General features: G+C 68.5%; 18 protein-coding genes, 1 tRNA gene and 2 pseudogenes. 12 read left to right on the top strand and 9 right to left on the bottom strand.

The window, feature by feature from the left end; all coding sequences use genetic code 11:
* The first annotated feature begins 126 nt into the window (after nucleotides 1–126).
* Genes efeU through efeB form a run of 3 tightly spaced genes read left to right on the top strand, consistent with a single transcriptional unit; the run spans nucleotide 127 to nucleotide 3480 of the window.
* Nucleotides 127–1026 (top strand): iron uptake transporter permease EfeU, encoded by a 900-nt coding sequence (efeU, locus tag BN3385_RS12410; protein ID WP_059017061.1) that lies wholly within the window; start codon nucleotides 127–129, stop codon nucleotides 1024–1026.
* Nucleotides 1023–2189, top strand: coding sequence for an iron uptake system protein EfeO (gene efeO, locus BN3385_RS12405; RefSeq protein ID WP_059017060.1), 1167 nt, complete (start codon nucleotides 1023–1025; stop codon nucleotides 2187–2189). The genes efeU and efeO overlap by 4 nt, the downstream gene beginning before the upstream one ends.
* Nucleotides 2170–3480: an iron uptake transporter deferrochelatase/peroxidase subunit gene (gene efeB / locus BN3385_RS12400; protein WP_059017059.1), complete on the top strand. Its 1311-nt coding sequence runs from the start codon at nucleotides 2170–2172 to the stop codon at nucleotides 3478–3480. Before efeO ends, efeB begins: the two co-directional genes overlap by 20 nt.
* Nucleotides 3481–3587: 107 nt before the next feature.
* On the opposite strand, the gene BN3385_RS12395 is transcribed toward efeB, so the two are convergent.
* From BN3385_RS12395 to BN3385_RS12385, 3 genes are read right to left on the bottom strand one after another with little or no spacing between them, the layout of a single operon-like run.
* Nucleotides 3588–4502: a nucleoside triphosphate pyrophosphohydrolase gene (locus BN3385_RS12395; RefSeq protein ID WP_059017058.1), complete on the bottom strand. Its 915-nt coding sequence runs from the start codon at nucleotides 4500–4502 to the stop codon at nucleotides 3588–3590.
* The gene (gene mfd / locus BN3385_RS12390; RefSeq protein WP_059017057.1) at nucleotides 4499–8149 is read right to left on the bottom strand and encodes a transcription-repair coupling factor; all 3651 of its coding nucleotides are present in this window, start codon (nucleotides 8147–8149) and stop codon (nucleotides 4499–4501) included. The genes BN3385_RS12395 and mfd overlap by 4 nt, the downstream gene beginning before the upstream one ends.
* A 55-nt stretch (nucleotides 8150–8204) precedes the next feature.
* On the bottom strand, nucleotides 8205–8798 hold the full coding sequence (locus tag BN3385_RS12385) for a TetR/AcrR family transcriptional regulator (protein ID WP_059017056.1): 594 nt from the start codon (nucleotides 8796–8798) through the stop codon (nucleotides 8205–8207).
* 95 nt (nucleotides 8799–8893) lie between these two features.
* Between BN3385_RS12385 and BN3385_RS12380 the strand changes: the two genes are divergently transcribed.
* The 5 genes from BN3385_RS12380 (at nucleotide 8894) to BN3385_RS12360 (ending at nucleotide 12562) form a co-directional block, all read left to right on the top strand.
* A tRNA-Gln gene (locus BN3385_RS12380) sits at nucleotides 8894–8965 on the top strand.
* 82 nt (nucleotides 8966–9047) lie between these two features.
* Entirely contained in the window at nucleotides 9048–10502 is a 1455-nt protein-coding gene (gene glmU / locus BN3385_RS12375; RefSeq protein WP_082690444.1) for a bifunctional UDP-N-acetylglucosamine diphosphorylase/glucosamine-1-phosphate N-acetyltransferase GlmU, read from the top strand.
* A gap of 94 nt (nucleotides 10503–10596) precedes the next feature.
* Nucleotides 10597–11577 carry a ribose-phosphate diphosphokinase gene (locus tag BN3385_RS12370; RefSeq protein ID WP_059017055.1) on the top strand — a complete coding sequence of 327 codons (981 nt, stop codon included), beginning with the start codon at nucleotides 10597–10599 and terminating at the stop codon, nucleotides 11575–11577.
* Nucleotides 11574–11918, top strand: a complete 345-nt coding sequence (arsC, locus tag BN3385_RS12365) for an arsenate reductase (glutaredoxin) (protein ID WP_059017054.1) — start codon at nucleotides 11574–11576, stop codon at nucleotides 11916–11918. The genes BN3385_RS12370 and arsC overlap by 4 nt, the downstream gene beginning before the upstream one ends.
* A gap of 38 nt (nucleotides 11919–11956) precedes the next feature.
* On the top strand, nucleotides 11957–12562 hold the full coding sequence (locus tag BN3385_RS12360; protein WP_059017053.1) for an LpqN/LpqT family lipoprotein: 606 nt from the start codon (nucleotides 11957–11959) through the stop codon (nucleotides 12560–12562).
* Here BN3385_RS12360 and BN3385_RS12355 read toward each other — a convergent pair.
* Complete coding sequence (locus BN3385_RS12355) at nucleotides 12555–13445, bottom strand: PecA family PE domain-processing aspartic protease (RefSeq protein WP_231748844.1); 891 nt, start codon at nucleotides 13443–13445, stop codon at nucleotides 12555–12557. The two genes, BN3385_RS12360 and BN3385_RS12355, sit on opposite strands and share 8 nt — an antisense overlap.
* 12 nt (nucleotides 13446–13457) lie before the next feature.
* A pseudogene (locus tag BN3385_RS28925) lies at nucleotides 13458–14079 on the bottom strand (PGRS repeat-containing protein); the annotation flags it as partial.
* Nucleotides 14080–14505: 426 nt separating this feature from the next.
* Here BN3385_RS28925 and BN3385_RS12350 point away from each other — a divergent pair.
* The 4 genes and pseudogenes from BN3385_RS12350 to BN3385_RS29315 all read left to right on the top strand — a co-directional run.
* Complete coding sequence (locus BN3385_RS12350; RefSeq protein WP_059021860.1) at nucleotides 14506–15372, top strand: oxidoreductase; 867 nt, start codon at nucleotides 14506–14508, stop codon at nucleotides 15370–15372.
* 139 nt (nucleotides 15373–15511) lie between these two features.
* Nucleotides 15512–16168 (top strand): 50S ribosomal protein L25/general stress protein Ctc, encoded by a 657-nt coding sequence (locus tag BN3385_RS12345; RefSeq protein ID WP_059017051.1) that lies wholly within the window; start codon nucleotides 15512–15514, stop codon nucleotides 16166–16168.
* 9 nt (nucleotides 16169–16177) lie between these two features.
* Nucleotides 16178–16753, top strand: a complete 576-nt coding sequence (pth, locus tag BN3385_RS12340; protein ID WP_059017050.1) for an aminoacyl-tRNA hydrolase — start codon at nucleotides 16178–16180, stop codon at nucleotides 16751–16753.
* Between the two features lie 87 nt (nucleotides 16754–16840).
* A pseudogene (locus BN3385_RS29315) lies at nucleotides 16841–17245 on the top strand (DUF6611 family protein); the annotation flags it as partial.
* Between the two features lie 52 nt (nucleotides 17246–17297).
* Here the strand turns inward: BN3385_RS29315 and BN3385_RS12330 are convergent.
* The 4 genes from BN3385_RS12330 to BN3385_RS12315 all read right to left on the bottom strand — a co-directional run bounded on the left by BN3385_RS12330 (nucleotide 17298) and on the right by BN3385_RS12315 (nucleotide 21980).
* Nucleotides 17298–17942 carry a DUF998 domain-containing protein gene (locus BN3385_RS12330; protein WP_059017048.1) on the bottom strand — a complete coding sequence of 215 codons (645 nt, stop codon included), beginning with the start codon at nucleotides 17940–17942 and terminating at the stop codon, nucleotides 17298–17300.
* Between the two features lie 9 nt (nucleotides 17943–17951).
* On the bottom strand, nucleotides 17952–18980 hold the full coding sequence (locus tag BN3385_RS12325; RefSeq protein ID WP_059017047.1) for an epoxyqueuosine reductase: 1029 nt from the start codon (nucleotides 18978–18980) through the stop codon (nucleotides 17952–17954).
* Nucleotides 18981–19081: 101 nt separating this feature from the next.
* Nucleotides 19082–20716, bottom strand: a complete 1635-nt coding sequence (locus tag BN3385_RS12320; protein WP_059017046.1) for a fatty acyl-AMP ligase — start codon at nucleotides 20714–20716, stop codon at nucleotides 19082–19084.
* A gap of 310 nt (nucleotides 20717–21026) precedes the next feature.
* Complete coding sequence (locus BN3385_RS12315) at nucleotides 21027–21980, bottom strand: 4-(cytidine 5'-diphospho)-2-C-methyl-D-erythritol kinase (RefSeq protein WP_059017045.1); 954 nt, start codon at nucleotides 21978–21980, stop codon at nucleotides 21027–21029.
* Nucleotides 21981–21999: the final 19 nt, after the last annotated feature.

The following is a 21999-nucleotide window of genomic DNA, read 5'->3' as shown; positions in this document are numbered from 1 at the left end:
GTCGTTAGTCCCTAGCAAAGCCAAAGATCGAGCCGATAACGTGCTTTCCGCCTACCTGCTAAGGTAAGCCCAACCTTCGTTTGGTAAGCCTTAGCTGCCTGTCCAGAAGTCTGTGAGGAACTGCCGATGACCACGTCTTTTGCCGCTGCGGCACCGACAGTTCCGGCTCAGTTGTTCGGCAGTGGACTCATCGGTCTGCGGGAGGGTCTCGAGGCCGGAATCGTGGTCATGGTTCTGGTCGCATTCCTGGTGAAATCGCAGCGCCGGGACGCCCTGAAGTGGGTCTGGCTGGGGGTGGCCGCCGCCGTCGCGATGACGGTCACCGTCTTTCTGGTGATCCAGTACGGCACCTACACGATCAAAGACCTGGCCGCCGAGGCGATCGCCGGGGTGGCCTCCCTGGTCGCCGTCGCCATCGTCACCTCGATGGTGCTGTGGATGCGCAAGGCCTCGGCCGGGCTTTCCGGTGAACTGCGCGCCGGGATGACGCGCGCGCTGGAGACCGGCGCGGCCGCGGTGTTCATGCTGGCGTTCCTGGCCGTCGGCCGGGAGGGCTTCGAGACCGCGCTGTTCATGGTCGGCTACGCCGAAGCCGAGACCGCCTGGCCGCTGCTGGGCCTGCTGGTCGGGGTGGCTGTGGCCGCGGCGATCGCCTGGGGCATGTACGCCGGGGCGGTCCGGATCAACCTGGCCAAGTTCTTCGCCTACACCGGCGCGTTCCTGATCGTGGTCGCCGCCGGCATCCTGTCCTACGGCATCGGCGCCCTGCAGACCGTCGGCTGGCTGCCCGGCCTGGGCAGCAAGGCCTTCGACATCACCGCCTGGTTCAACTGGTCGTCCTGGTACGGCGAGATCATCCAGGGCGTCTTCAACATCACCCCCACCCCGACCGTGCTGCAGCTCATCGGCTGGCTGACCTACCTCGCGGTGGTGCTGACCGTGTTCCTGCGTCCGGTGACCGCCAAAACCCCCACCAGCTCCACCACTCCGGAGCAAACCCCTCAACCCGAAAGGTCCGCTTCGTGATCCTGCCTGCCGCCTCCCTCAAGTCCGGTGCCGCCGTGACGGCCGCGCTCCTGGCCGGTCTGTCCCTGGCCGGGTGCACGGCCAAGGAATCCACCTCCGCCGAGTCGGGCAACAAGGCCGAGCAGATCACCGTCGACGCCTCCGACGGCGCCTGCACCCTGTCGGGCACCAAGGCCACCACCGGACCGAGCACCTTCGTCATCACCAACAACGGCACCAAGGTCACCGAGTTCTACGTCTACGGCGAGGGCGAGCGGGTGATGGGCGAAGTGGAGAACATCTCCCCCGGACTGCAGCGCAAGCTCATCGTGCAGCTCACCCAGCCGGGCACCTATCAGACCGCCTGCAAGCCCGGCATGATCGGCGACGGCATCCGCGGTGACTTCGTGGTCACCGGCGACGCGGTCACGGTGGACACCGAGGGCAAGTTCAAGGAAGCCTCGGACAGCTACAAGCGCTACGTGAACAGCCAGACCGACGCCCTGGTCCCGGCCACCGAGGCCTTCGCCGCGGCGATCAAGGCCGGCGACGTCGCCAAGGCCAAGTCGCTGTACCCGACCACCCGCACCTACTACGAGCGCATCGAGCCGGTTGCCGAGTCCTTCCCCAACGATCTGGACCCGCGCATCGACCTGCGTGAGGCCGACCTGGAGCCGGGCCAGAAGTGGACGGGCTTCCACCGGCTGGAGAAGGACCTGTGGGTCAGCGGCCTGCAGCCGGACACCAACGCGATCGCCGACCAGCTGGTGGCCGACGTCAAGGAACTCAACGACGGCGTGAAGGCGCCCGGCTGGACCATCGACTCCACCCAGATCGCCGGTGGCGCACAGGGATTGCTCGACGAAGTGGCGATCAGCAAGATCAGCGGCGAGGAAGACATCTTCAGCCACACCGACCTGTGGGACTTCGAGGCCAACGTCCAGGGGTCACAGACCGCGGTGGCCTCGGTGCGCCCGATCCTCGACGAGCGTGACGCCGAACTCGGCAAGCGCGTCGACAAGCGGTTCGCCGACGTCGAGGCCCTGCTGGCCAAGTACCGCAAGGGCGACGGCTTCGTCTCCTACGACACGGTGACCGAGCCGCAGCGTCAGGAACTGTCCCGCGCGATCGACGCGCTGAGCAAGGAAGTGAGCCAGGTTCAAGGTGTCATCGCTCCCCAGTAACACCGAACCGGTCGAGGCGCCCGAACCGGTCCGGTCCGGGCTGTCCCGGCGCAAGCTGTTCGGCGCCGCCGGCGTCACCGCCGCGGTGGTCGGCGCGGCCGGCGCCGGGGCGCTGGCCGGGCGGGCCTCGGCGGCCGCCACGGCCGATCACGGCCTGGACAAGCCGGTGCCGTTCCGCGGCACCCATCAGGCCGGCATCGTCACCCCGGCGCAGGACCGGATGCACTTCGCCACCTTCGACGTGACCACCGATTCGAAGGCCGACGTGGTGGCGATGCTGCAGGAGTGGACGGGCATGGCCGAGCGGATGACCGCCGGCCACGAGGCCGTCCACGACGGGGCGATCGGGCTCAATCCCTATGCGCCGCCTGCCGATACCGGTGAGGCGCTGGGCTTGCCGGCCTCGCAGCTGACGCTGACCATCGGGTTCGGCCCGAGCTTCTTCCGCAAGGATGGCAAGGACCGCTTCGGCATCGCCGGGCAGAAGCCCGCGCTGCTGGAGAACCTGCCGAAGTTCCCCAACGAGACGCTGGACCCGGCGCGCTGCGGCGGTGACATCGTGGTGCAGGCCTGCGCCAACGACCCGCAGGTGGCGGTGCACGCGATCCGCAACCTGGCCAGGGTCGGCTTCGGCACCGTCGCGGTGCGCTACTCCCAGCTCGGGTTCGGCCGCACCTCGTCGACCACCCGCGAGCAGTCCACCCCGCGAAACCTGTTCGGGTTCAAGGACGGAACCAACAACATCAAGGCCGAGGACACCGGGACGCTCGACGACCAGGTGTGGGTGGCCGACGGGGATGGGCCGTCCTGGATGACCGGCGGCAGTTATCTAGTCAGCCGTCGTATCAGGATGCGGATCGAGAACTGGGACCGGACCACCCTGCTCGAGCAGGAGCGGGTGATCGGCAGGCAGAAGGGCAGCGGCGCACCCAACGGGCTGACCCAGGAGTTCGAGGAACTCAACCTCGACCTCGTCGACAACAAGAGCACCCCGCTGATCGACCTCAATGCCCACGTGCGGCTGGCCTCACACCAGCACCTGGGTGGTATCCGGATCCTGCGCCGCGGCTACAACTTCACCGATGGCAGCGACGGATTCGGGCATCTGGACGCCGGGCTGTTCTTCATCGCGTTCATGCGCAATCCGGCCAAACAGTTCATCCCGATGCAGTCCGAACTGGCCCGCCGAGACGCGCTCAACGAGTACATCACCCACACCGGCAGCGGGATCTTCGCCTGCCCGCCGGGACTGCGCGACGGCGAGTACTGGGGTTCGACGCTGCTGGGCTGAGCCCGTCGGCCGTGCACCCTCGGCATCGAGTGTGCACCCAGGGCGAGATTTCGGCCGAAACACCGCCGTGGACGCACACTCGACGCCACTGTTTCACCCTCGGGCATTCAGACCGTCGGCCAGTGCGCCCGCCACTGCCCTTCTGTGGGCGCGCTGGCCGCGCCGCCGATCTCGCCCCGCGCGGCGGCGATGGCCCGCTCGGCTGAGCGCACAGTGTCCATGAACTCCAGAACCGTTGTGCGCAGCTCATTCTCGGCGTCGCAGTCGGCACTGACCGTCACCGTGGTGATCGACTCGGGGATCAGATCAGCGGGCAGGCCGGCGTTCTGTACCCGGGCGATCACTTTCTGCGCCAGCAGAAGTGCGGGCTGCGCGGTCGGGATGTCATCCACGCAGGACGCGCGGGCAGCTTTCTCCAACGCCTTGCGCTGCTCCCACTGGGCCAGTTGCTCTTCCAGGCTGATCGACTCACCGGCCAGCACCGCGGGCACCCGGTTGCCGAGCTTACGAACCAGCGCATCGGCCACATCGTCGATCGAAAAGGCTTGATGGGTGGCCTCTTCGGCGATGCGGGCGTGGAACAGCACCTGCAGCAGCACATCGCCGAGCTCGTCGCGCAGTTCTTCCAGGTTGCCGCCGCGCACCGCGTCGAACAGCTCGTAGGTCTCCTCCAACAGGTAGCGGCGCAGCGAGTCGTGCGTCTGCTCGCTCTCCCACGGACCCGCAGTGCGCAACCGGTCCATCACCGCCACCGCGTCGACTAGCCGCTCGCCGGGCTGTGGATCGGGTACGGCGATCAGCCGATCACCCGCCGCCAGCCGGGCTTTGACGGCGGGATGTTCGCGGTCCGAGGACAGCAGCACCAGAGCGTCCTGGCCGGTGGACACCGGCCGGGCCGACGGCAGCGACCAGAGCACCCGGACGGGCATCTCCTCGGTGTATTGCACGTCGCCGCTGAGCAATTCGATCGCTTCGACCGGTACCAGCGCGGGCCGGCGCGGATCCACCAGGACGACCGTCACGACTGGGCCGCCGGGCTGAACGTGGTGATGTCGACCTCGCCCTGCGGGCGTCCGTCGAGTGCCAGCAGCAGGTCGGCGACCATCTGCACCAACTCCAGATCACGGATCCGTGGCGCACCCACCCCGCTGTCGGCGCGCGGGATCGGCACCTGGATCGTCGATGTCGTCGCCCGGTAGCTGGCTCCCGGATAAACCCGTTTGAGCCGCAGCTGTGCGGAGTCCAGCAGCGTCAGCGGGGACAGCCGAAGTGTTGTGGGAGAACCGGTTCCGGTGGCCGCCACCTCGGTGACACCGTACTGGCGGCACAACAGCCGCAGCCGCGCGACCGCGACCAGTCGCTGCGCCGGTTCGGGCAGCGGGCCGTAGCGGTCGACGAGTTCCTCGACCACCGCGGCCACCCTGGCATCGTCGCCCGCCGCGGCCAGCCTGCGATAGGCCTCCAGCCGCAGCCGGTCGCTGGCGATGTACTCCGGCGGCAGGTTGGCATCCACCGGCAGATCGATCCGGACGTCCTTGGGCTCCTCGGCGGTGGTGACCATCTTGCCGTCGGCCGCCGCCCGGTAGGCCTCGACGGCCTCGCCCACCAACCGGACGTACAGGTCGAAACCCACCCCGGCGACGTGTCCGGACTGTTCGACACCCAGAACGTTGCCGGCGCCGCGAATCTCCAAGTCCTTCAACGCCACTGCCATACCGGCGCCGAGTTCGTTGTTCTGGGCGATGGTGGCCAGCCGGTCGTAGGCGGTCTCGGTGAGCGGCATCTCCCTGGGGTACAGGAAGTAGGCGTACCCGCGCTCGCGGCTACGGCCCACCCGGCCGCGCAACTGGTGCAACTGCGAGAGGCCGAAAGTGTCGGCGCGCTCGACGATCAACGTGTTGGCATTCGAGATGTCCAGACCGGTCTCGACGATCGTGGTGCACACCAGGATGTCGAACTCCCGGTTCCAGAACCCTTCGACGGTGCGCTCCAACTGGTCTTCGGGCATCTGCCCGTGCGCCACCACCACCCGCGCTTCGGGCACCAGTTCCTTGACCCGCGCGGCGGCCGCGTCGATGCTGCTAACCCGGTTGTGGATGTAGAACGCCTGCCCGTCGCGCAGCAGTTCACGGCGCAGTGCTGCGGCCACCTGCTTGTCGTCGTGCGGCCCGACGTAGGTGAGCACCGGGTAGCGCTCCTCGGGCGGGGTGAGGATGGTCGACATCTCGCGGATGCCGGCCAGGCTCATCTCCAGCGTGCGCGGAATCGGGGTGGCGCTCATGGTCAGGACGTCGACGTGGGTGCGCAGGCTCTTGATGTGTTCCTTGTGCTCGACGCCGAAGCGCTGTTCCTCGTCGACGATCACCAGGCCGAGGTCCTTCCAGCGCACCGCGGTCTGCAACAACCGGTGAGTACCGATGACGATGTCGACGCTGCCGTCGGCCATACCCTCGATGACGGCCCGCGACTCGGCGGGATCGGTGAACCGCGACAGCCCTTTCACCGTCACCGGAAAACCGGTCATCCGCTGGGTGAAGGTCTGCAGGTGCTGGTCGGCCAGCAGCGTGGTGGGCACCAGCACCGCCACCTGCTTACCGTCCTGCACTGCTTTGAACGCCGCGCGCACCGCGATCTCGGTCTTGCCGTACCCCACGTCACCACAGATCACCCGGTCCATCGGGACCGGCTTCTCCATGTCGCTCTTGACCTCCTGGATGGCGGTCAGCTGGTCCATGGTCTCGGTGAACCCGAACGCGTCCTCCATCTCGGCCTGCCATGGCGTGTCCGGGCCGAACGCATGTCCGGGGGCGGCCTGCCGCTTGGCGTACAGCGCCACGAGCTCGCTGGCGATCTCGCGAACAGCCTTGCGCGCCTTGGTTTTCGTGTTCGCCCAGTCGCTACCGCCGAGCCGGCTCAGGCTGGGTTCCTGGCCGCCGACGTAGCGAGACAGCTGATCGAGTGAGTCCATCGGCACGTAGAGCCGGTCGGCGGCCTGGCCGCGCTTGGACGACGCGTACTCCAGCACCAGATACTCGCGGCGCGCCCCGCCGACCGTGCGCTCGACCATCTCCACGAACCGGCCGATGCCGTGCTGATCGTGCACCACCAGATCACCGGCCGTCAGTGCCAGCGGGTCAACGGTGTTGCGGCGCTTGGCCGCCAGCCGTTTGCCGTCGGTGGCGGTGACGCGGTTGCCGGTCAGGTCGGTCTCGGTGATCACCACCAGGTTGGCGCCGGGCACCACGATGCCGTCGTGCAGCGGGCCCTTGAGCACACCCACCACACCGGTCTTCGGCGCTTCGCCCGCCTCCAGCATGGCCGCCGGGGTGTCGCGCTCGGCGAGTTGTTCGACGACGCGGTGCGCGGTGCCGGTACCCGGGGCGACGACTGTGGCGAACCCACCGGTCAGGACATGGGCACGCAGCATCGCGAAGATCTCGTCGACATTGCTCTGCTGCCCGCGTGCGCTCGGCGAGGGGCGCACGTCGAGTTCGACCGCCCGCTCGTCGGCCAGCTGGCTCAGCGTCCACCACGGATGCCCGCTCACGGCGGCGGCCTGCTGCACCTCGCCGAGCTCGCGGAACCCCGACCCGCCCAGCTGCTCGAGGTCGATCGGGGCGTCACCGCCGATGGCGGCCACCGACCACGACGCCTCCAGGAACTCGCGGCCGGTCTTGATGAGGTCGGCCCCGCGGGTGCGCACCTTTTCCGGATCGCACACCAGCACCGGGGTGCCGGCGGGCAGATGGTCGATGAGCAGGCCGAGTTCGTCGGGCCGCAGCACCGGCTGCAGCGCCTCCATCCCGTCGACGGCGATACCTTCGGCCAGCTTGGCCAGCATGTCTCCGACGCTGCCGGTCACCCGGTTGTCGTCCCCGCTCGGCCGGTCGGCGACCAGCTTGGCCGCCCGCCCGCGCACCTCCTCGGTGAGCAGCAGCTCGCGGCAGGGCAGCGCCACCACGGTGTCGACGTCGATCTCCGGGATCGAGCGCTGATCGGCCACCGAGAACATCCGGATCTCGCTGACCTCGTCGCCCCAGAACTCGACGCGCACCGGGTGCTCGGCGGTCGGCGGGAACAGATCGAGGATGCCGCCGCGCACGGCGAACTCCCCGCGCTTGCCGACCATGTCCACCCGGCTGTAGGCCAGCTCGACCAGTCGGGCGACCAGATCGTCGAAGTCCAGCTCGGCTCCGGTCGCCAGGATCACCGGTTCGATGTCGGCGACGTCGGGAGCCATCGGCTGCACCAGCGATCGCACCGTGGTGACCACGACCCGCAGCGGCGGGCCCAGGCGCGCATCGTCGGGGTGGGCCAGCCGACGCAGCACCAGCAACCGCGCACCGACGGTGTCGACGCCGGGCGACAGGCGTTCGTGCGGCAGCGTCTCCCAGGACGGGAACATCGCGACCGCGTCGCCGAACACTCCGCGTAGTTCGGCAGTCAGGTCGTCGGCCTCCCGGCCGGTGGCGGTGACCACGAGAAGGGGGCCACCGTGCGCCAGCGCACACGCGGTGTAGAGCTTCGCGCTGGCAGGTCCGACCACGGCCAGTTCGGCGGGGCGCTGCGCGGCGCGATCCGCCAATTCGGCGAACGTGGGTGCGCGCAGCGCCAATTCGACCAGACCCGCGATCGGGGTCTGGACATACTGGTGCCCCGGTGCGGTCATGATGTGACCATTCTAGGCGGCGTGCGCCGAAGACGTTGCGGCGGGCCTTGATTCGTTAGTCCGCTTCCAGCTGCGGATCGGACTCGAGGTGGGTCAGTCCGTTCCACATCAGGTTCACCAGATGCGCGGCCACCACTTCCTTCTTCGGCTCGCGGGTGTCCAGCCACCACTGCGCGGTCATCGACACCGACCCGACCAGCGCCTGGGCGTACAGCGGCGCCAGCTCCGGGTCCAGACCACGCCGAGCGAAGTCGCCGGCCAGGATCGAGGACACCTGGTTCACGGCGTCGTTGAGCAGGCTGGAGTAGGTGCCGGTGCTGATCGCCGCCGGGGAGTCGCGGATCAGGATCCGGAACCCGTCGGTGCGCTCTTCGACGTAGGTGAGCAGGGCCAGGGCCACCCGCTCGACCCGCACCCGGGACCGGTTGTTGGTCAGCGAGGAGGTGATGCCGTCCAGCAGCGCCGACATCTCGCGGTCGACGACCACCGCATACAGGCCTTCCTTGCCGCCGAAGTGCTCGTAGACCACCGGCTTGGAAACATTGGCCCGCAGCGCGATCTCCTCGATCGAGGTGCCCTCGTAGCCACGCTCGGCAAACAGCGACCGGGCGATGTCGATCAGCTGTCGACGCCGCTCGGTGCCGGTCATCCGCGCCCGAGGTGCGCGCGGCTCCTTCTCGGGTGCTGCCACGGCTATCACAGTACGGCTTTGCACTAGAGTCTCTAGGCGAACAAGACAGCCAGTCCGTCGTGGTGTAATCGGCAGCACCTCTGATTTTGGTTCAGATAGTTCAGGTTCGAGTCCTGGCGACGGAGCAAGCAACAACGAGCGCGACTGTGCGGTTTCATACGGTCTGGACGGCGTGGCGCGTATGACATCGCACACTGGGAGGTCGGGGTGACCACACACCACCGGGCAGCGGTTCTGGTCCTGGCAGCCGGGGCGGGCACCCGGATGCGATCGGACACCCCCAAGGTTCTGCACACCCTCGGTGGACGCAGCATGCTCGCCCACGCCCTGCACGCGGTGGCCAAGCTGGCCCCCGAGCAGGTCGTGGTGGTGCTGGGGAAGGACCGCGAGCGGATCGCCCCGGTGGTCGGCGAACTGGCCGCCACCCTGGGCCGCGCGGTCGAGGTGGCTGTCCAGGACCAGCAGCTGGGCACCGGGCACGCGGCGATGTGCGGCCTGTCGGCCCTGCCCGACGACTTCGACGGCGTCGTGGTCGTCACCGCCGGTGATGTCCCGCTACTCGACTCCGAGACGCTGGCCGCGCTGATCGACAGCCACCGCGCCGAACACGCAGCGGTGACCGTGCTGACCACCACGGTTCCCGACGCCACCGGCTACGGCCGCATCCTGCGCACCCAGGACGGCGAGGTCATCGCGATCGTCGAGGAAACCGACGCCACCCCGCAGCAGCGCGCCATCCGCGAGGTCAACGCCGGCATCTACGCCTTCGACATCGCCGCACTGCGCTCCGGGCTGAGCCGGCTGTCGGCCGACAACGCCCAACACGAGCTGTACCTGACCGATGTCATCTCGATCGTGCGGGCCGACGGCCAGATCGTGCACGCCAACCACGTCGACGACCACGCCCTGGTGGCCGGGGTCAACGACCGTGTGCAGCTGTCCGATATCGCCCGCGAGCTCAACCGTCGGGTGGTCGCCGGCCACCAGCGCGCCGGGGTGACCGTCGTCGACCCGCAGACCACCTGGATCGACGTCGACGTGACCATCGGCCGCGACACCGTCATCCACCCCGGCACACAGCTGCTCGGGCCCACCGAGATCGGCGCGAACTGCACCATCGGCCCGGACACCACGCTGACCTCCATGGAAGTCGGTGATGGCGCCAGCGTGATCCGCACCCACGGCGAGCTGTCGGTGATCGGCGAGCGGGCCACCGTCGGCCCGTTCACCTACCTGCGGCCCGGCACCCACCTCGGCGCGCACGGCAAGCTCGGCGCGTTCGTCGAGACCAAGAACGCCGTGATCGGCACCGGCACCAAGGTGCCGCACCTGACCTACGTCGGCGACGCCGACATCGGCGAGCACAGCAACATCGGCGCCTCCAGCGTCTTCGTCAACTACGACGGCGAGAACAAGAGCCGCACCACCATCGGCTCGCACGTGCGCACCGGGTCCGACACCATGTTCGTCGCCCCGGTCACCGTCGGCGACGGCGCCTACACCGGCGCGGGCACGGTCCTGCGCGACGACGTCCCGCCCGGCGCGCTGGCCATCTCGGCCGGACCCCAGCGCAACGTCGAGGACTGGGTACTGAAGAAGCGGCCGAACAGTGCGTCGGCCGAGGCCGCCAGAAAGGCCAAGCAGGCCGACACCGGACAGTGATCCACGTCGCCAGATGTTGCCTTTTTGGTAACCCGGCGCTCCGGCACCGTACGATTGGCCCGTATCGATCCCCGACCGGCAAGGGCAGCACACAGTGGGCACGGACTGGACCGACAACCGCAAAAATCTGATGCTCTTCTCCGGCCGAGCGCACCCGGAACTGGCTGAGCAGGTCGCCAAAGAGCTCAATGTCCAGGTCACCGCGCAAACCGCGCGCGACTTCGCCAACGGGGAGATCTTCGTCCGCTTCGACGAATCCGTCCGCGGATGCGACGCCTTCGTGCTGCAGTCCCATCCCGCGCCGCTGAACAAGTGGCTGATGGAACAGCTGCTGATGATCGACGCCCTCAAGCGCGGCAGCGCCAAGCGGATCACCGCGATCCTGCCGTTCTACCCCTACGCCCGCCAGGACAAGAAGCACCGCGGCCGCGAGCCCATCTCGGCCCGCCTGGTCGCCGACCTGCTCAAGACCGCGGGCGCGGACCGCATCGTCTCGGTCGACCTGCACACCGACCAGATCCAGGGCTTCTTCGACGGCCCGGTGGACCACATGCGGGCCCAGCCGCTGCTGACCGGCTACATCCGGGACAACTACAACTGCGAGAACGTGGTCGTGGTGTCGCCGGACTCCGGTCGCGTGCGCGTGGCCGAGAAGTGGGCCGACGCCCTCGGCGGCACCCCGCTGGCGTTCATCCACAAGACCCGCGACCCGCGGGTGCCCAACCAGGTGGTGTCCAACCGCGTGGTCGGTGAGGTGGAGGGCAAGACCTGCGTGCTGACCGACGACATGATCGATACCGGTGGCACCATCGCCGGCGCGGTGAAGCTGCTGCGCAACGACGGCGCCAAGGACGTCATCATCGCCGCCACCCATGGCGTGCTGTCGGATCCGGCGGCCGAGCGGCTGGCTGAGAGCGGCGCCCGCGAAGTGATCGTCACCAACACCCTGCCGATCGAGGAGTCCAAGCGCTTCCCGCAGCTGACCGTGCTGTCCATCGCCCCGCTGCTGGGTAGCACCATCCGGGCGGTGTTCGAAAACGGCTCGGTCACCGGGCTTTTCGACGGGGACGCATGACCGACAGCGTCATCTATCACAACCCCCGCTGCAGCACCTCGCGCAAGACGTTGGACCTGTTGCGCGAGAACGGCATCGAGCCCACGGTCGTCGAATACCTGAAGACTCCGCCGTCGCGTGCCGAGATCGCCACGCCGATCTCCGATGCCGGAATCGACGTGCGTACGGCGGTGCGCAAACGCGAATCCCTCTACAGCGAGCTGAATCTGGCCGACGCCGATGACGACGCGCTGCTGGACGCCATGGCCGCCAACCCGATCCTCATCGAGCGCCCGTTCGTGGTGACGCCCAAGGGCACCCGGCTGGCCAGGCCGATCGACGCGGTCCACGAGATTCTGTGAGAGCACGCGCGGCGGCTGCATCCCTCGCACTGGCCACGATGCTGACGGCCTGCGGGGCCGATCCGCCGGACTATTCCTCGGTGTGGTCGTCAACCCCGACCACCACGACCACCACCGCGGGTTCTGATAAGCCGCAACCACTCTCGGATTACCTCTACGGTCTCGGCGTCACCGGTGAGCAGATCCCCCTGGACAAGCTCACCGACATCGCGGTGACCTTGCCGCGCCCGCCGGGCTGGACGAAGTACGACAACCCGAACTTCTCCCCCGGCACCGAGATCATCGCCAAGAACAACACCTATCCGACGGCGACGGTGGTGGTGCTCAAGCTCACCGGTAACTTCGACGTGGCCGAGGCGCTCAAGCACGCCAGCGTGGACGCCGAGTTGTCGAAGAACTTCACCAAACTCAACTCCTCGTCTGATGACTTCGACGGGTTCCCGTCGGCCATGATCGAAGGCAGCTACGACCTCGAGGACCGCCGGCTACACTCCTATAACCGGGTGGTGATCCCGGTGACGCCCGCGCCGAAGTTCCAGCGCTACCTGGTGCAGTTCACCGTGACGACGCTGGCCAACCAGGCCGCCGCGCAGGCCGACGACGTCGAGGCGATCATCAGGGGCTTCTCCGTCACCCTCAAGTAGCCGGCGCGTAGTTGAAATACACGGTGCCGAAATCGGCTGGCGTGTAGGAGAAGTAGATCGGCCCCAGCAGGAATGGCGCGATCCCGGTATTGGCGCCGTCGGAGAACGACGACACCGAGGGGGCGTTGCCCGCGTCGTACTGCTCCTGGGTCACCGTCGTCGAGAACAGCAGCGTCTGGCCGTCGCTGGTGTAGTAGGAGACCGTGGTGCCCACCGGCAGGTAGTCGTCGACCTCATAGTCCGACAGCGTCGACGGCAACACGTCGCGCGGAACGCTCCCCCCGAGGCCACCGCTGTCGATGACGACGTTCTTCACGATCGGCGTGATCGCCGAATCCACGCCCCGATAGCTGACCTGGGCAGCCAATGTGGTTGCATACCAACCGGATACGGTGGTCACCGGAGTCAGCGGGTTGGCACCGAACACCAGTTGCGTCGCGGGCAGGTTCAGTAGGAAGCCCTGATTCAGACCGGTGGGCAGGTCGTGGATCGGGCTGCTCAGGCCGCCGCCGTCGGCACCCCAGCACACGCCCATCACCGCGTCGATGGCGTACTTGGGTTTGGTCCAGTCCTCCTGCGGAACCTCTACCCAGACGCCGTCTTTGAGCTCGGTGACGCGGTCGATGACCCCGATGACGGTCGACTGGGTGACCATGCCGTTGCCGAAGTCGATCGACGTCCGGTACTCGGTGTAGTAGTCGCGCTGGGATCCGCCGTACTCGGTGATGTTGGTGACGCCGGTCGGTTCGAGAGTGCTCACGTCGATCTGTGTGATCGGGATGAGCAGACCACTGGATCCGGTATCGACCTCGATCGGCAGGAAGGCCTGGCCGCCGATGGAGACCTGGACTGTCGAATAGTTGTTGGCCGTCGTATAGGACACCGCGATCGCCGGGGCGCCACCGTTGGCACCGTCGGCGCCCGGGCTGCCGAACAGGCCGCGCGCGCCACCGGATCCACCGGCGGCCAGCACCCCGCCGTCGCCGCCTGCTCCGCCGTTCCCGGCGATCAGACCGCCGCGGCCGCCGGCACCACCCTGGGCTGTCTGGCCGCCCAGGCCGCCGGGTCCGCCGGCACCGACGAAGAAGGCGTTGCCCCCGGCACCACCGGCCCCGGTCGGGCCACCGGCGCCGCCCGCACCGCCACTGCCGTACAGCAGTCCGCCGGTGCCACCCGCGCCGCCCGTACCGCCCCAGCCGCCGACACCTCCGGCCCCGCCGTTGCCGACCAGCCCGGCCGCGCCTCCCGCTCCACCGCCCCCGCCCCCCGCCCCCCCGGCCCCCGCCGTTGCCGACCAGCCCGGCCGCGCCTCCCGCTCCACCGGCCGCGCCGGCCGCGGTGCTGCTCCCGCCGTCGCCACCGTTGCCGTACAGCCAGCCGCCCGGTGCTCCCGCGGTGCCGACGCCCTGGGCGTCGGTGGTGCCGTCGGCGCCGTCGCCGACCAGGGGCCGCCCGGTCAGGTTCTGCACCGCGGTGTTCAGGTTGTCGAGCAGGGCCAGCCCGGGATTAGGCGACTGATTGGCCGTCACCCGCACGGTCCTGGTGACGGCGGGACGCGCCACCGCGGCCGATGGCCGGTGCGGGCCGGCGACGGACCGGGTGCTGTTGGCCGCTGCCGGTGACGGCGCGCTCGGGCTGCTGTGGTGCCGCGGCGAGCTCCCGACGCTGCTGTCGGCGTGTGCCACCGCCGAGCCACAGCTCAGTGCGGCACCGACGCCCAGCGTCAGCGCACCGGCGCCCAGCCACAGAGTGGATCGGGAGCAGGGTCGTGCCGCGGGTGTACCGGTCATGAGCAGCTCCCCGATGCCGACGAATTGTCTGGTTCGTCAATTCGACAACGTTGCGGCGGCAAAGACACGTCGGCCCCGCGATTGCCAGAGAACCCTCAGAGCTCACCCGATGCCGCCGACGGGTCCGATCCGGCCGCCCCTAAAGTGGTCGCCATGAGTTGGACCGCAGCAGACCTGCCTTCCTTCGCCGGCCGCACCGTGATCGTCACCGGCGCCAACAGCGGCCTGGGCCTGGTGACCGCCCGCGAACTGGCCCGGGTCGGGGCGCACACGATCCTGGCCTGCCGCAACACCACCAAGGGTGACGAGGCCGCCGCGACCATGACCGGAAATGTCGAGGTCCGCGCCCTCGACCTGCAGGATCTGGCCTCGGTCCGCGCGTTCGCCGACGGCGTCGACAGCGTCGACGTGCTGATCAACAACGCCGGCATCATGGCGGTGCCCTACGCCCAGACCAAGGACGGTTTCGAAAGCCAGATCGGCACCAACCACCTCGGCCACTTCGCGCTGACCAACCTGCTCCTGCCCAAGGTCACCGACCGGGTGGTGACCGTCTCGTCGTTCATGCACACCCTCGGCAAGATCAGCCTCAAGGACCTGAACTGGAAGGCCCGGCCGTACTCGGCGTGGCTGGCCTACGGCCAGTCCAAGCTGGCCAACCTGCTGTTCACCAGCGAGCTGCAGAAGCGCCTCGACGCTGCGGGCTCGGCGCTGAAGTCCTACGCCGCCCACCCCGGCTACTCGGCGACCAACCTGCAGGGCAACACCGGCAACCGGCTGGGCACGCAGGTCTGGGACGCCGGCAACAGCATCTTCGCCACCAGCGCCGACTTCGGCGCCCGCCAGACGCTGTATGCGGCGTCCCAGGCGCTGCCGGGCAACACCTACATCGGACCGCGGTTCGTCATGCGCGGCCCGACCGGCCCCACGTTCCGCACCCCGCTGGCCCAGGACACCAAGACCGCACGCGCGCTGTGGACGCTGTCCGAGCAGCTCACAGGCACTGAATTTCCGTTCTGAGGCGCTCGTCGGCTAGCCTTTGGGGCGCGTCACGGCGAGGGTGGTCCGGCCACCGTTATCGACGAGGCTTCGCGGAAGCGATCTGGTGCCTGCCTTTGCCGTGCGGATGACCCACGACAGGCAACACAGGAGCACCATCATGGCGAAGAATCCCGTCAACAAACTCAGCGTCACCGTGCGCAGCAAGACCGGCAAGGGTGCATCGCGCCGTGCCCGGCGCGAGGGCCTGGTGCCCGTCGTGCTCTACGGCCACGGCAGCGACCCGCAGCACCTTGAGCTGAACGCCCACGACTTCGCCGCCGTGCTGCGCCACGCCGGTTCCAACGCGGTGCTCACCCTCGACATCGAGGGCAAGGAGCAGCTGGCGCTGACCAAGGCGATCACCGTGCACCCGATCCGTCGCAGCCTGCAGCACGCCGACCTGCTGGTCGTGCGCCGCGGCGAGAAGGTCACCGTCGAGGTTCCGGTCGTGCTCGAGGGCGACGCCTCCTCCGGCACCCTGGTCACCCAGGACGCCACCGCCATCGAGATCGAGGCCGACGCGCTGTCGATCCCGCAGCAGCTGACCGTGTCCATCGAGGGCGCCGAGGAAGGCACCCAGATCACCGCCGGCCAGGTCGAGCTGCCCAGCGGCGTCACCCTGATCAGCGATCCCGAACTGCTGGTCGTCAACATCGTGACCGCCCCGACCGCCGAGGACCTCGACGCCGAGGGTGCCGGCGAGGAGACCGCTGCCGAGGCCGCCGAGGAGGCCGAAGCCGGCGAGGCCGAGGGCGAGTCGGCCGAGGCCGAGTAAGCCCGGGGCATGGCCGAGCCTCTCCTGGTCGTCGGCCTGGGCAACCCCGGACCGCAATACGCCAAGACCCGGCACAACATCGGGTTCATGGTGGCCGACCTGCTGGCCGCCCGGATGGGCGGGGCGTTCAAGGTGCACAAGAAGTCCGGCGCCGAGATCGTCACCGGCCGGCTCGGCCACCGGCCCGTTGTGCTGGCCAAGCCCCGGACGTTTATGAACGAGTCCGGGCGCCAGGTCGGCCCGCTGGCCAAGTTCTATTCGGTGATGCCCACCGACCTGATCGTCATCCACGACGAGCTCGACATCGAGTTCAGCCAGATCCGGCTCAAGCTCGGCGGCGGCGAGGGTGGCCACAACGGTCTGCGTTCCATTGCGAATGCCTTGGGCACCAAGAACTTCCAGCGGGTGCGGGTGGGCATCGGCCGGCCTCCCGGCCGCAAGGATCCGGCCGCGTTCGTGTTGGAGAACTTCTCGGCGACCGAACGCACCGAGGTCCCGACACTGTGCGAACTGGCCGCCGACGCCACCGAACTGCTGATCGACGTCGGCCTGGAGGCCGCCCAGAATCAGGTGCACGCCTGGTGACAGGGCGGCGTCAAAACCTGCGCCCGCAGCGTCAGGATTCCGTATAGATCGCGGATCCGGCCGGCCGGCAGGCGTAGATCTCGATAGGTGAATACATCAGGTCTGTGGGGTTCCTTCACCATTTACCCGGCCCGCTTCGGCGTGACCCGCTATCGGTTGGTGGTGTTCCCACCTGGGATCAGCCCGGGGCAGCGACAGGTCTTGCGGCTGTGGCGGGCCTGGCCGCTGTGGGGCGCTTCGCTGTGGGTGGGTCTGCAGGTCGGCGGCTCGCTGGTCGGTATGCCGGAGACCGCGCTGATCGGCGGCACCATGCTGGTGATCGCCTGCGGTGCCATGACGTTCGCACTCGCCGGTGATCTGCGCTGGCGGGTCCGCACCCTGTGGGCGGCCTCCATGGCCGGCTACGGCCACGACGAGATGGACGAGCGCTACCGCACCCTGCGGGCTATGGCCCGCGCCCTGGACCGGGCCGATCTGGCCCTGGACGAGGGCCGCATCTCCCCCGCCGACCATGAGGCGCGCTGGTGGCAGGTGTACGACGCCGTCACTGCAGTGGTCGCGACTGGGCAGCCTGACCGCGAATCAGCCACAGTCCCAGCGCCATCAGTGCCGCAACCTCGAATCCAGCGATTCCCCGTTCCACCAGTCCGAGCGGAATCAGTCGCCACCACGCCTGGTCGGTCGCTGCACCGACGATGATCGCGGCGAACAGCACCATCAGCCAACCGATTCCGATGCCGGCCAGCCATCGGGCCGCCCGGGCGGTGCCGGTGCGGCCGCGGGCGATCACCAGCACTGCCAGCGGCAGGGCGATGAACGCGACCAGCGTCGCCACCCGGTGCACGGTGCCCGACAGGCTCGGCCCGACCGCCCAGTTGTGCTTGGGAAAGGCAGCCACCGCCGCCAGCCCGACGATCCACAACGTCAGCAACACCGAACCGGCCGACAGCCACCGGATCACCCCCGTGCGCACGAGCCCGTACAGCAAGGCTGCCGAGGTCACGGCCAATGTCAGCACCGCGGCGACGAACGCCACACTGCCTGCGGTGTGCACGTACTCCGAGATGGTCGCCGCCCGCAGATACCGTCCTCGGACCTGCTGGGCGCCCAATGTGGCGTCCAGGGCGAGCACCACGAGAATCGACAACAGCCCGCCGGTCACCCCGATCCAGCCGAGTGCGCGCTCCATCGAACCAGCCTACGCACGCCTGCCGATACCGCTGTCGACGACTTTCACCGGCTTGTGCGGATAGCGCCGCTCGGCGTGCGCCTTGGCCTCCGAATTCGGTAGCACGTAGAGGGTTTCGACCTTGTCCTGTAGCGGCCGCAACACCAGGTCCATGAAACCCTTGCGGTCATCGAGATAGGGCTCGATGACCTCCTCCCCGGCCGGGCACACCGCCAGACAGTAGGCGGCCTTGTAGTTGGCCTTGAACGACAGGCTCTGCCACATCGATGCGTTCTCCGAATCGGTGACCCGCGAGCGGAAGTCGGCGGCGTCCTCGCTGTCGGCGATCGTCTGCGCCCAATCGGTGAAGCCGCCCATGAACTCCCGATAGTTGTGCACCGAGCAGGCGACGAAGTCGAAGGCACCGTCCTTCTTGATCGCCCCGACCGGGCAGGCGGCCACACACAGCTTGCATTCCAGACAGGGCGAATAGTCCAGTGGCTCACCGTAACTGCTGACCTCGGCGTTGACGAGCACGGTGGCCAGCAGAATGAAGTTGCCGAACCTGGGGTGGATGACATTGCGGTGGATGCCCATCACCCCGAGGCCCGCGGCCACCGCCACCGGCTTGTGGGCCACCACCCAGATCCGCCCTGGATAGCGGTCCATCTCCATCGGGAAGGTGGCCGACGGGTTCAGCGCGCGGTGCCCGGCATCCTCCAGTGCGCGAGTGATCCGGTGCGCGGCTTCGTTGATGATCTCGCCGCTGCGGTGGAACTCCTGGTTGGCCACGCTGCGCGCCACCGATCGCACGTTGTCGCGGTTCATCTTCACCACCAGGGCGATGAAACTCTTGGCGCCCGGCAAGGCGGCCTCGACGTGCTCGCGCTCGGAGGCCAGCGCCGGGTTGTCCACGCTGGCGAAGGCCACGTCATCGGCGCCGGCGGCCAGGCAGAGCGCACGCAGCCCGTCGGCGTCGATCACTGCGGGCGGCGCAGGCCGAGGGCGGTTGCGGACCGCTCGCACGGTCGGGTGGTCGTCGAGTCGTCGCTGCGCCATGCTGAGTATAGTACACAATACTCAGCTATCGAGGTTTGAGAGTGCGTCCAGGGCGGGAAATCACGCGACATCCCGCCCTGGGCGCACACTCAACAAGCGAACTAGGTGACGAGCGCGACCGAGTTGGCGCGGCGCAGCTTGCCCGACGGCGTCTTCGGGATCGTGCCCGGGCCCAGCACCACGACGTTGCGCGGCCGTACGTCGACCTCGGCGACCACCTCGTGGGCCACCTGGTGCTCGATGCGACGCACCTCAGCCGGGTCCTGCCAGGCGTTGGATTCGACTGCCACCGCGAAGGTTTCGCGCGAGTGGCCGGCATCCAGACGAACCGCTACCGCGCATCCCGGGCGCACGCCGTCGACGCGGCCTGCGGCCCGCTCGATATCGGTCGGGTAGATATTGCGGCCGGCCATGATGATGACGTCCTTGACGCGACCGCACACCACCACGTGGCCCTCGTCGGTCAGGTAGCCCAGATCACCGGTGTCCAGCCAGCCCTGCTCATCCTGGCCCGGGACGAAGCCGCCCATCGTGATGTAACCGGGAGTCAGCGACTCGCCCCGCAACTCGATGATGCCGACACCGCGGGCCGGCAGCACGTTGCCGTCCTCGTCGACGATGCGGGCTTCCAGATCCTTCAGCAGCGGGCCGAGGGTGGCCAGCCGGCGGGTATTGCCCTTGCTCGCGGGCACGGCCCGGCGCAGCGCGGCCAGCAGGTCGGCGTCGACCTCGTCAACAACCAGCCCCGCACCGCACTCGGAGAACGACACCGCCAGGGTGGTCTCGGCCATGCCGTAGGCCGGCAGGATGGCCTCCGGCCGCAGGCCGAACGGCTTCCCGGCGTCCAGCAGGTCCTCGACGTCGGCGGGGTCCACCGGCTCGGCACCCGACAGCGCGAACCGCAGCGTGGACAGGTCGTACTCACCCGGCTTGGCCTGGCGGCGCAACCGCTTGGCGAACAACGCGTAGGCGAAGTTCGGGGCCGCGGTCATGGTGCCCTTGTACTTGTCGATGAGCTTGGCCCACAGCAGCGTGTCGCGCAGGAAGTCCATCGGGGTGACCTTGACCAGCTCGGCCCCGAAATACATCGGAATGGTCAGGAAGCCGACCATGCCCATGTCGTGGAAGCAGGGCAGCCAGCTGACCATCACGTCGTTGTCGATGTCGTACTTGGCCCCGATGAACATCGCCTCGGCATTGGAGTGGATGTTGCGGTGGGTGATGACGACGGCCTTGGGCGAGCCCGTCGAGCCCGACGTCAGCTGCATCAGCGCGACGTCATCCTCAGAGGTCTCGACGGGGTCGATCGGGTCGGCTTTGAGCAGGTCCTCGACCGTGAGGACGGTGACGCCGGCCTCCTGCAGCACCGGGATCGCGATGAGGAACGGCTCGGAGACGATGACAGCCTTGGCCTCGATCATGTCGATGACAGTGGCGGTGTCCTTGGCCCACTGCTCGAGGTCGGTACGCGGGGTGGGCTGGTGCAGCATCGTCAGGCTGGCACCACGCATCCACAGTCCCTGGGCCACCGGCGCGATCTCGACCGGCGCACCGGCCAGCACGCCGATCGCGTCACCGAGACCGATGTTGGCGGCGGCCAGGCCGCCGGCGATGCGGCGGGCCCGTTCGTGCACCTCGCGCCAGGTGTGCCGCACCGGTTCGGCGGGCTCACCGGTGACCATCCCCTTGGAACTGGTCATGGCGCTGTGGAACATCTTGTCGGTGAAACGGCTCACGATGACCTCCTCGGCATCCGGAGCTGGCTGTCATACGCCGCTGTGCACGGCGCAAAAGCCCGGAATTTCATGCTCCACCTGCCAGAACGTGCCGCATAGGAGGCACGCCAATACGAACCGGGAGCTTTTCGGTCTCGAAACGATGATGAGTCGGCGTCGGCGGGCCACCGCCCGCCCCTGATCGGGGTGGGCGACTCGCACATCTGCAGTGCCAGGCCGCTAGTCATCACCGCCGATCATCTTAAACTTCCCTTAAGTTACCGCCAAGTTTTAGTGGCAATTGAGGGGCGGGTCACACAACAGCGGTTAACTAGGACGTCAGTCCGGCCACCACACGCGCCCCGTGCACGGGGCCGCTGGCCACCCGGACGGTGCGGCAGACGCCCGCCCCGGCCAGCTCCGTCCCCACATCGAGCGCCGCCGCCGACGACGCACACAGGAACGCGCACGTCGGCCCGGAGCCCGACACAATGCCCGCCAGCGCCCCGGCGTCGGTCCCCGCCCGCAGCGTGCGGCGCAGGTCCGGATTGAGACTGAGCGCGGCCGGCTGCAAATCGTTGCCCAGCAGCGGGGCCAGCTCCCGGGGATCACCGGAGGCCAGCGCCCCCAGCAGCGGCTCGGCGTCCGCCAGGCGCGGCGGTTCACCCGTCTCGCGCAGCCGGTCGATCTCGTCGTAGACCGCCGCCGTCGACAGCCCGCCGTCACCGAAAGCCAGCACCCAGTGGAAGGTGCTACGAGCCAGCACGGTGGCCAGTTCCTCGCCGCGGCCGGTGCCCAGAGCAGTGCCGCCGTGCAGGGCGAACGGGACGTCGCTGCCGAGTTCGGCGGCCAACGCGTGCAGATCGCGGCGCGGTACGCCCAGCTCCCACAGCGTGTTCATCGCCACCAGCACCGCGGCGGCATCAGCGCTGCCGCCGGCCATACCGCCGGCCACCGGGATCGACTTCTCGATGGTGATCTCGACGTCCGGCGCGCGACCGACATGCTCGGCCATCAGTTCGGCGGCCTGCCAGGCCAGGTTGCGCTCGTCGGCGGGCAGGTCCTCGGCGCCCTCCCCGATGGTCTCCAGTGAGAGCACGTCGGCGTTGCGCACCGTGACCTCGTCGACCAGCGACACAGCATGGAAGACCGTGGTCAGTTCGTGGTAGCCGTCATCGCGACGGTCGCCCACGCCGAGGTAGAGATTCACCTTGCCCGGCACCCGTACCGTCACCGACCCGGTCGGCACCCATTCCGGAGCGATCGAGCCATTGGACCGAGACACCGCACGAGACTATCGCGCC

Origin of the sequence: Mycobacterium sp. M26 (assembly GCF_001494595.1) — a bacterium.
Classification (GTDB): domain Bacteria; phylum Actinomycetota; class Actinomycetes; order Mycobacteriales; family Mycobacteriaceae; genus Mycobacterium.
This window is presented reverse-complemented; position numbering and strand designations above follow the sequence as displayed.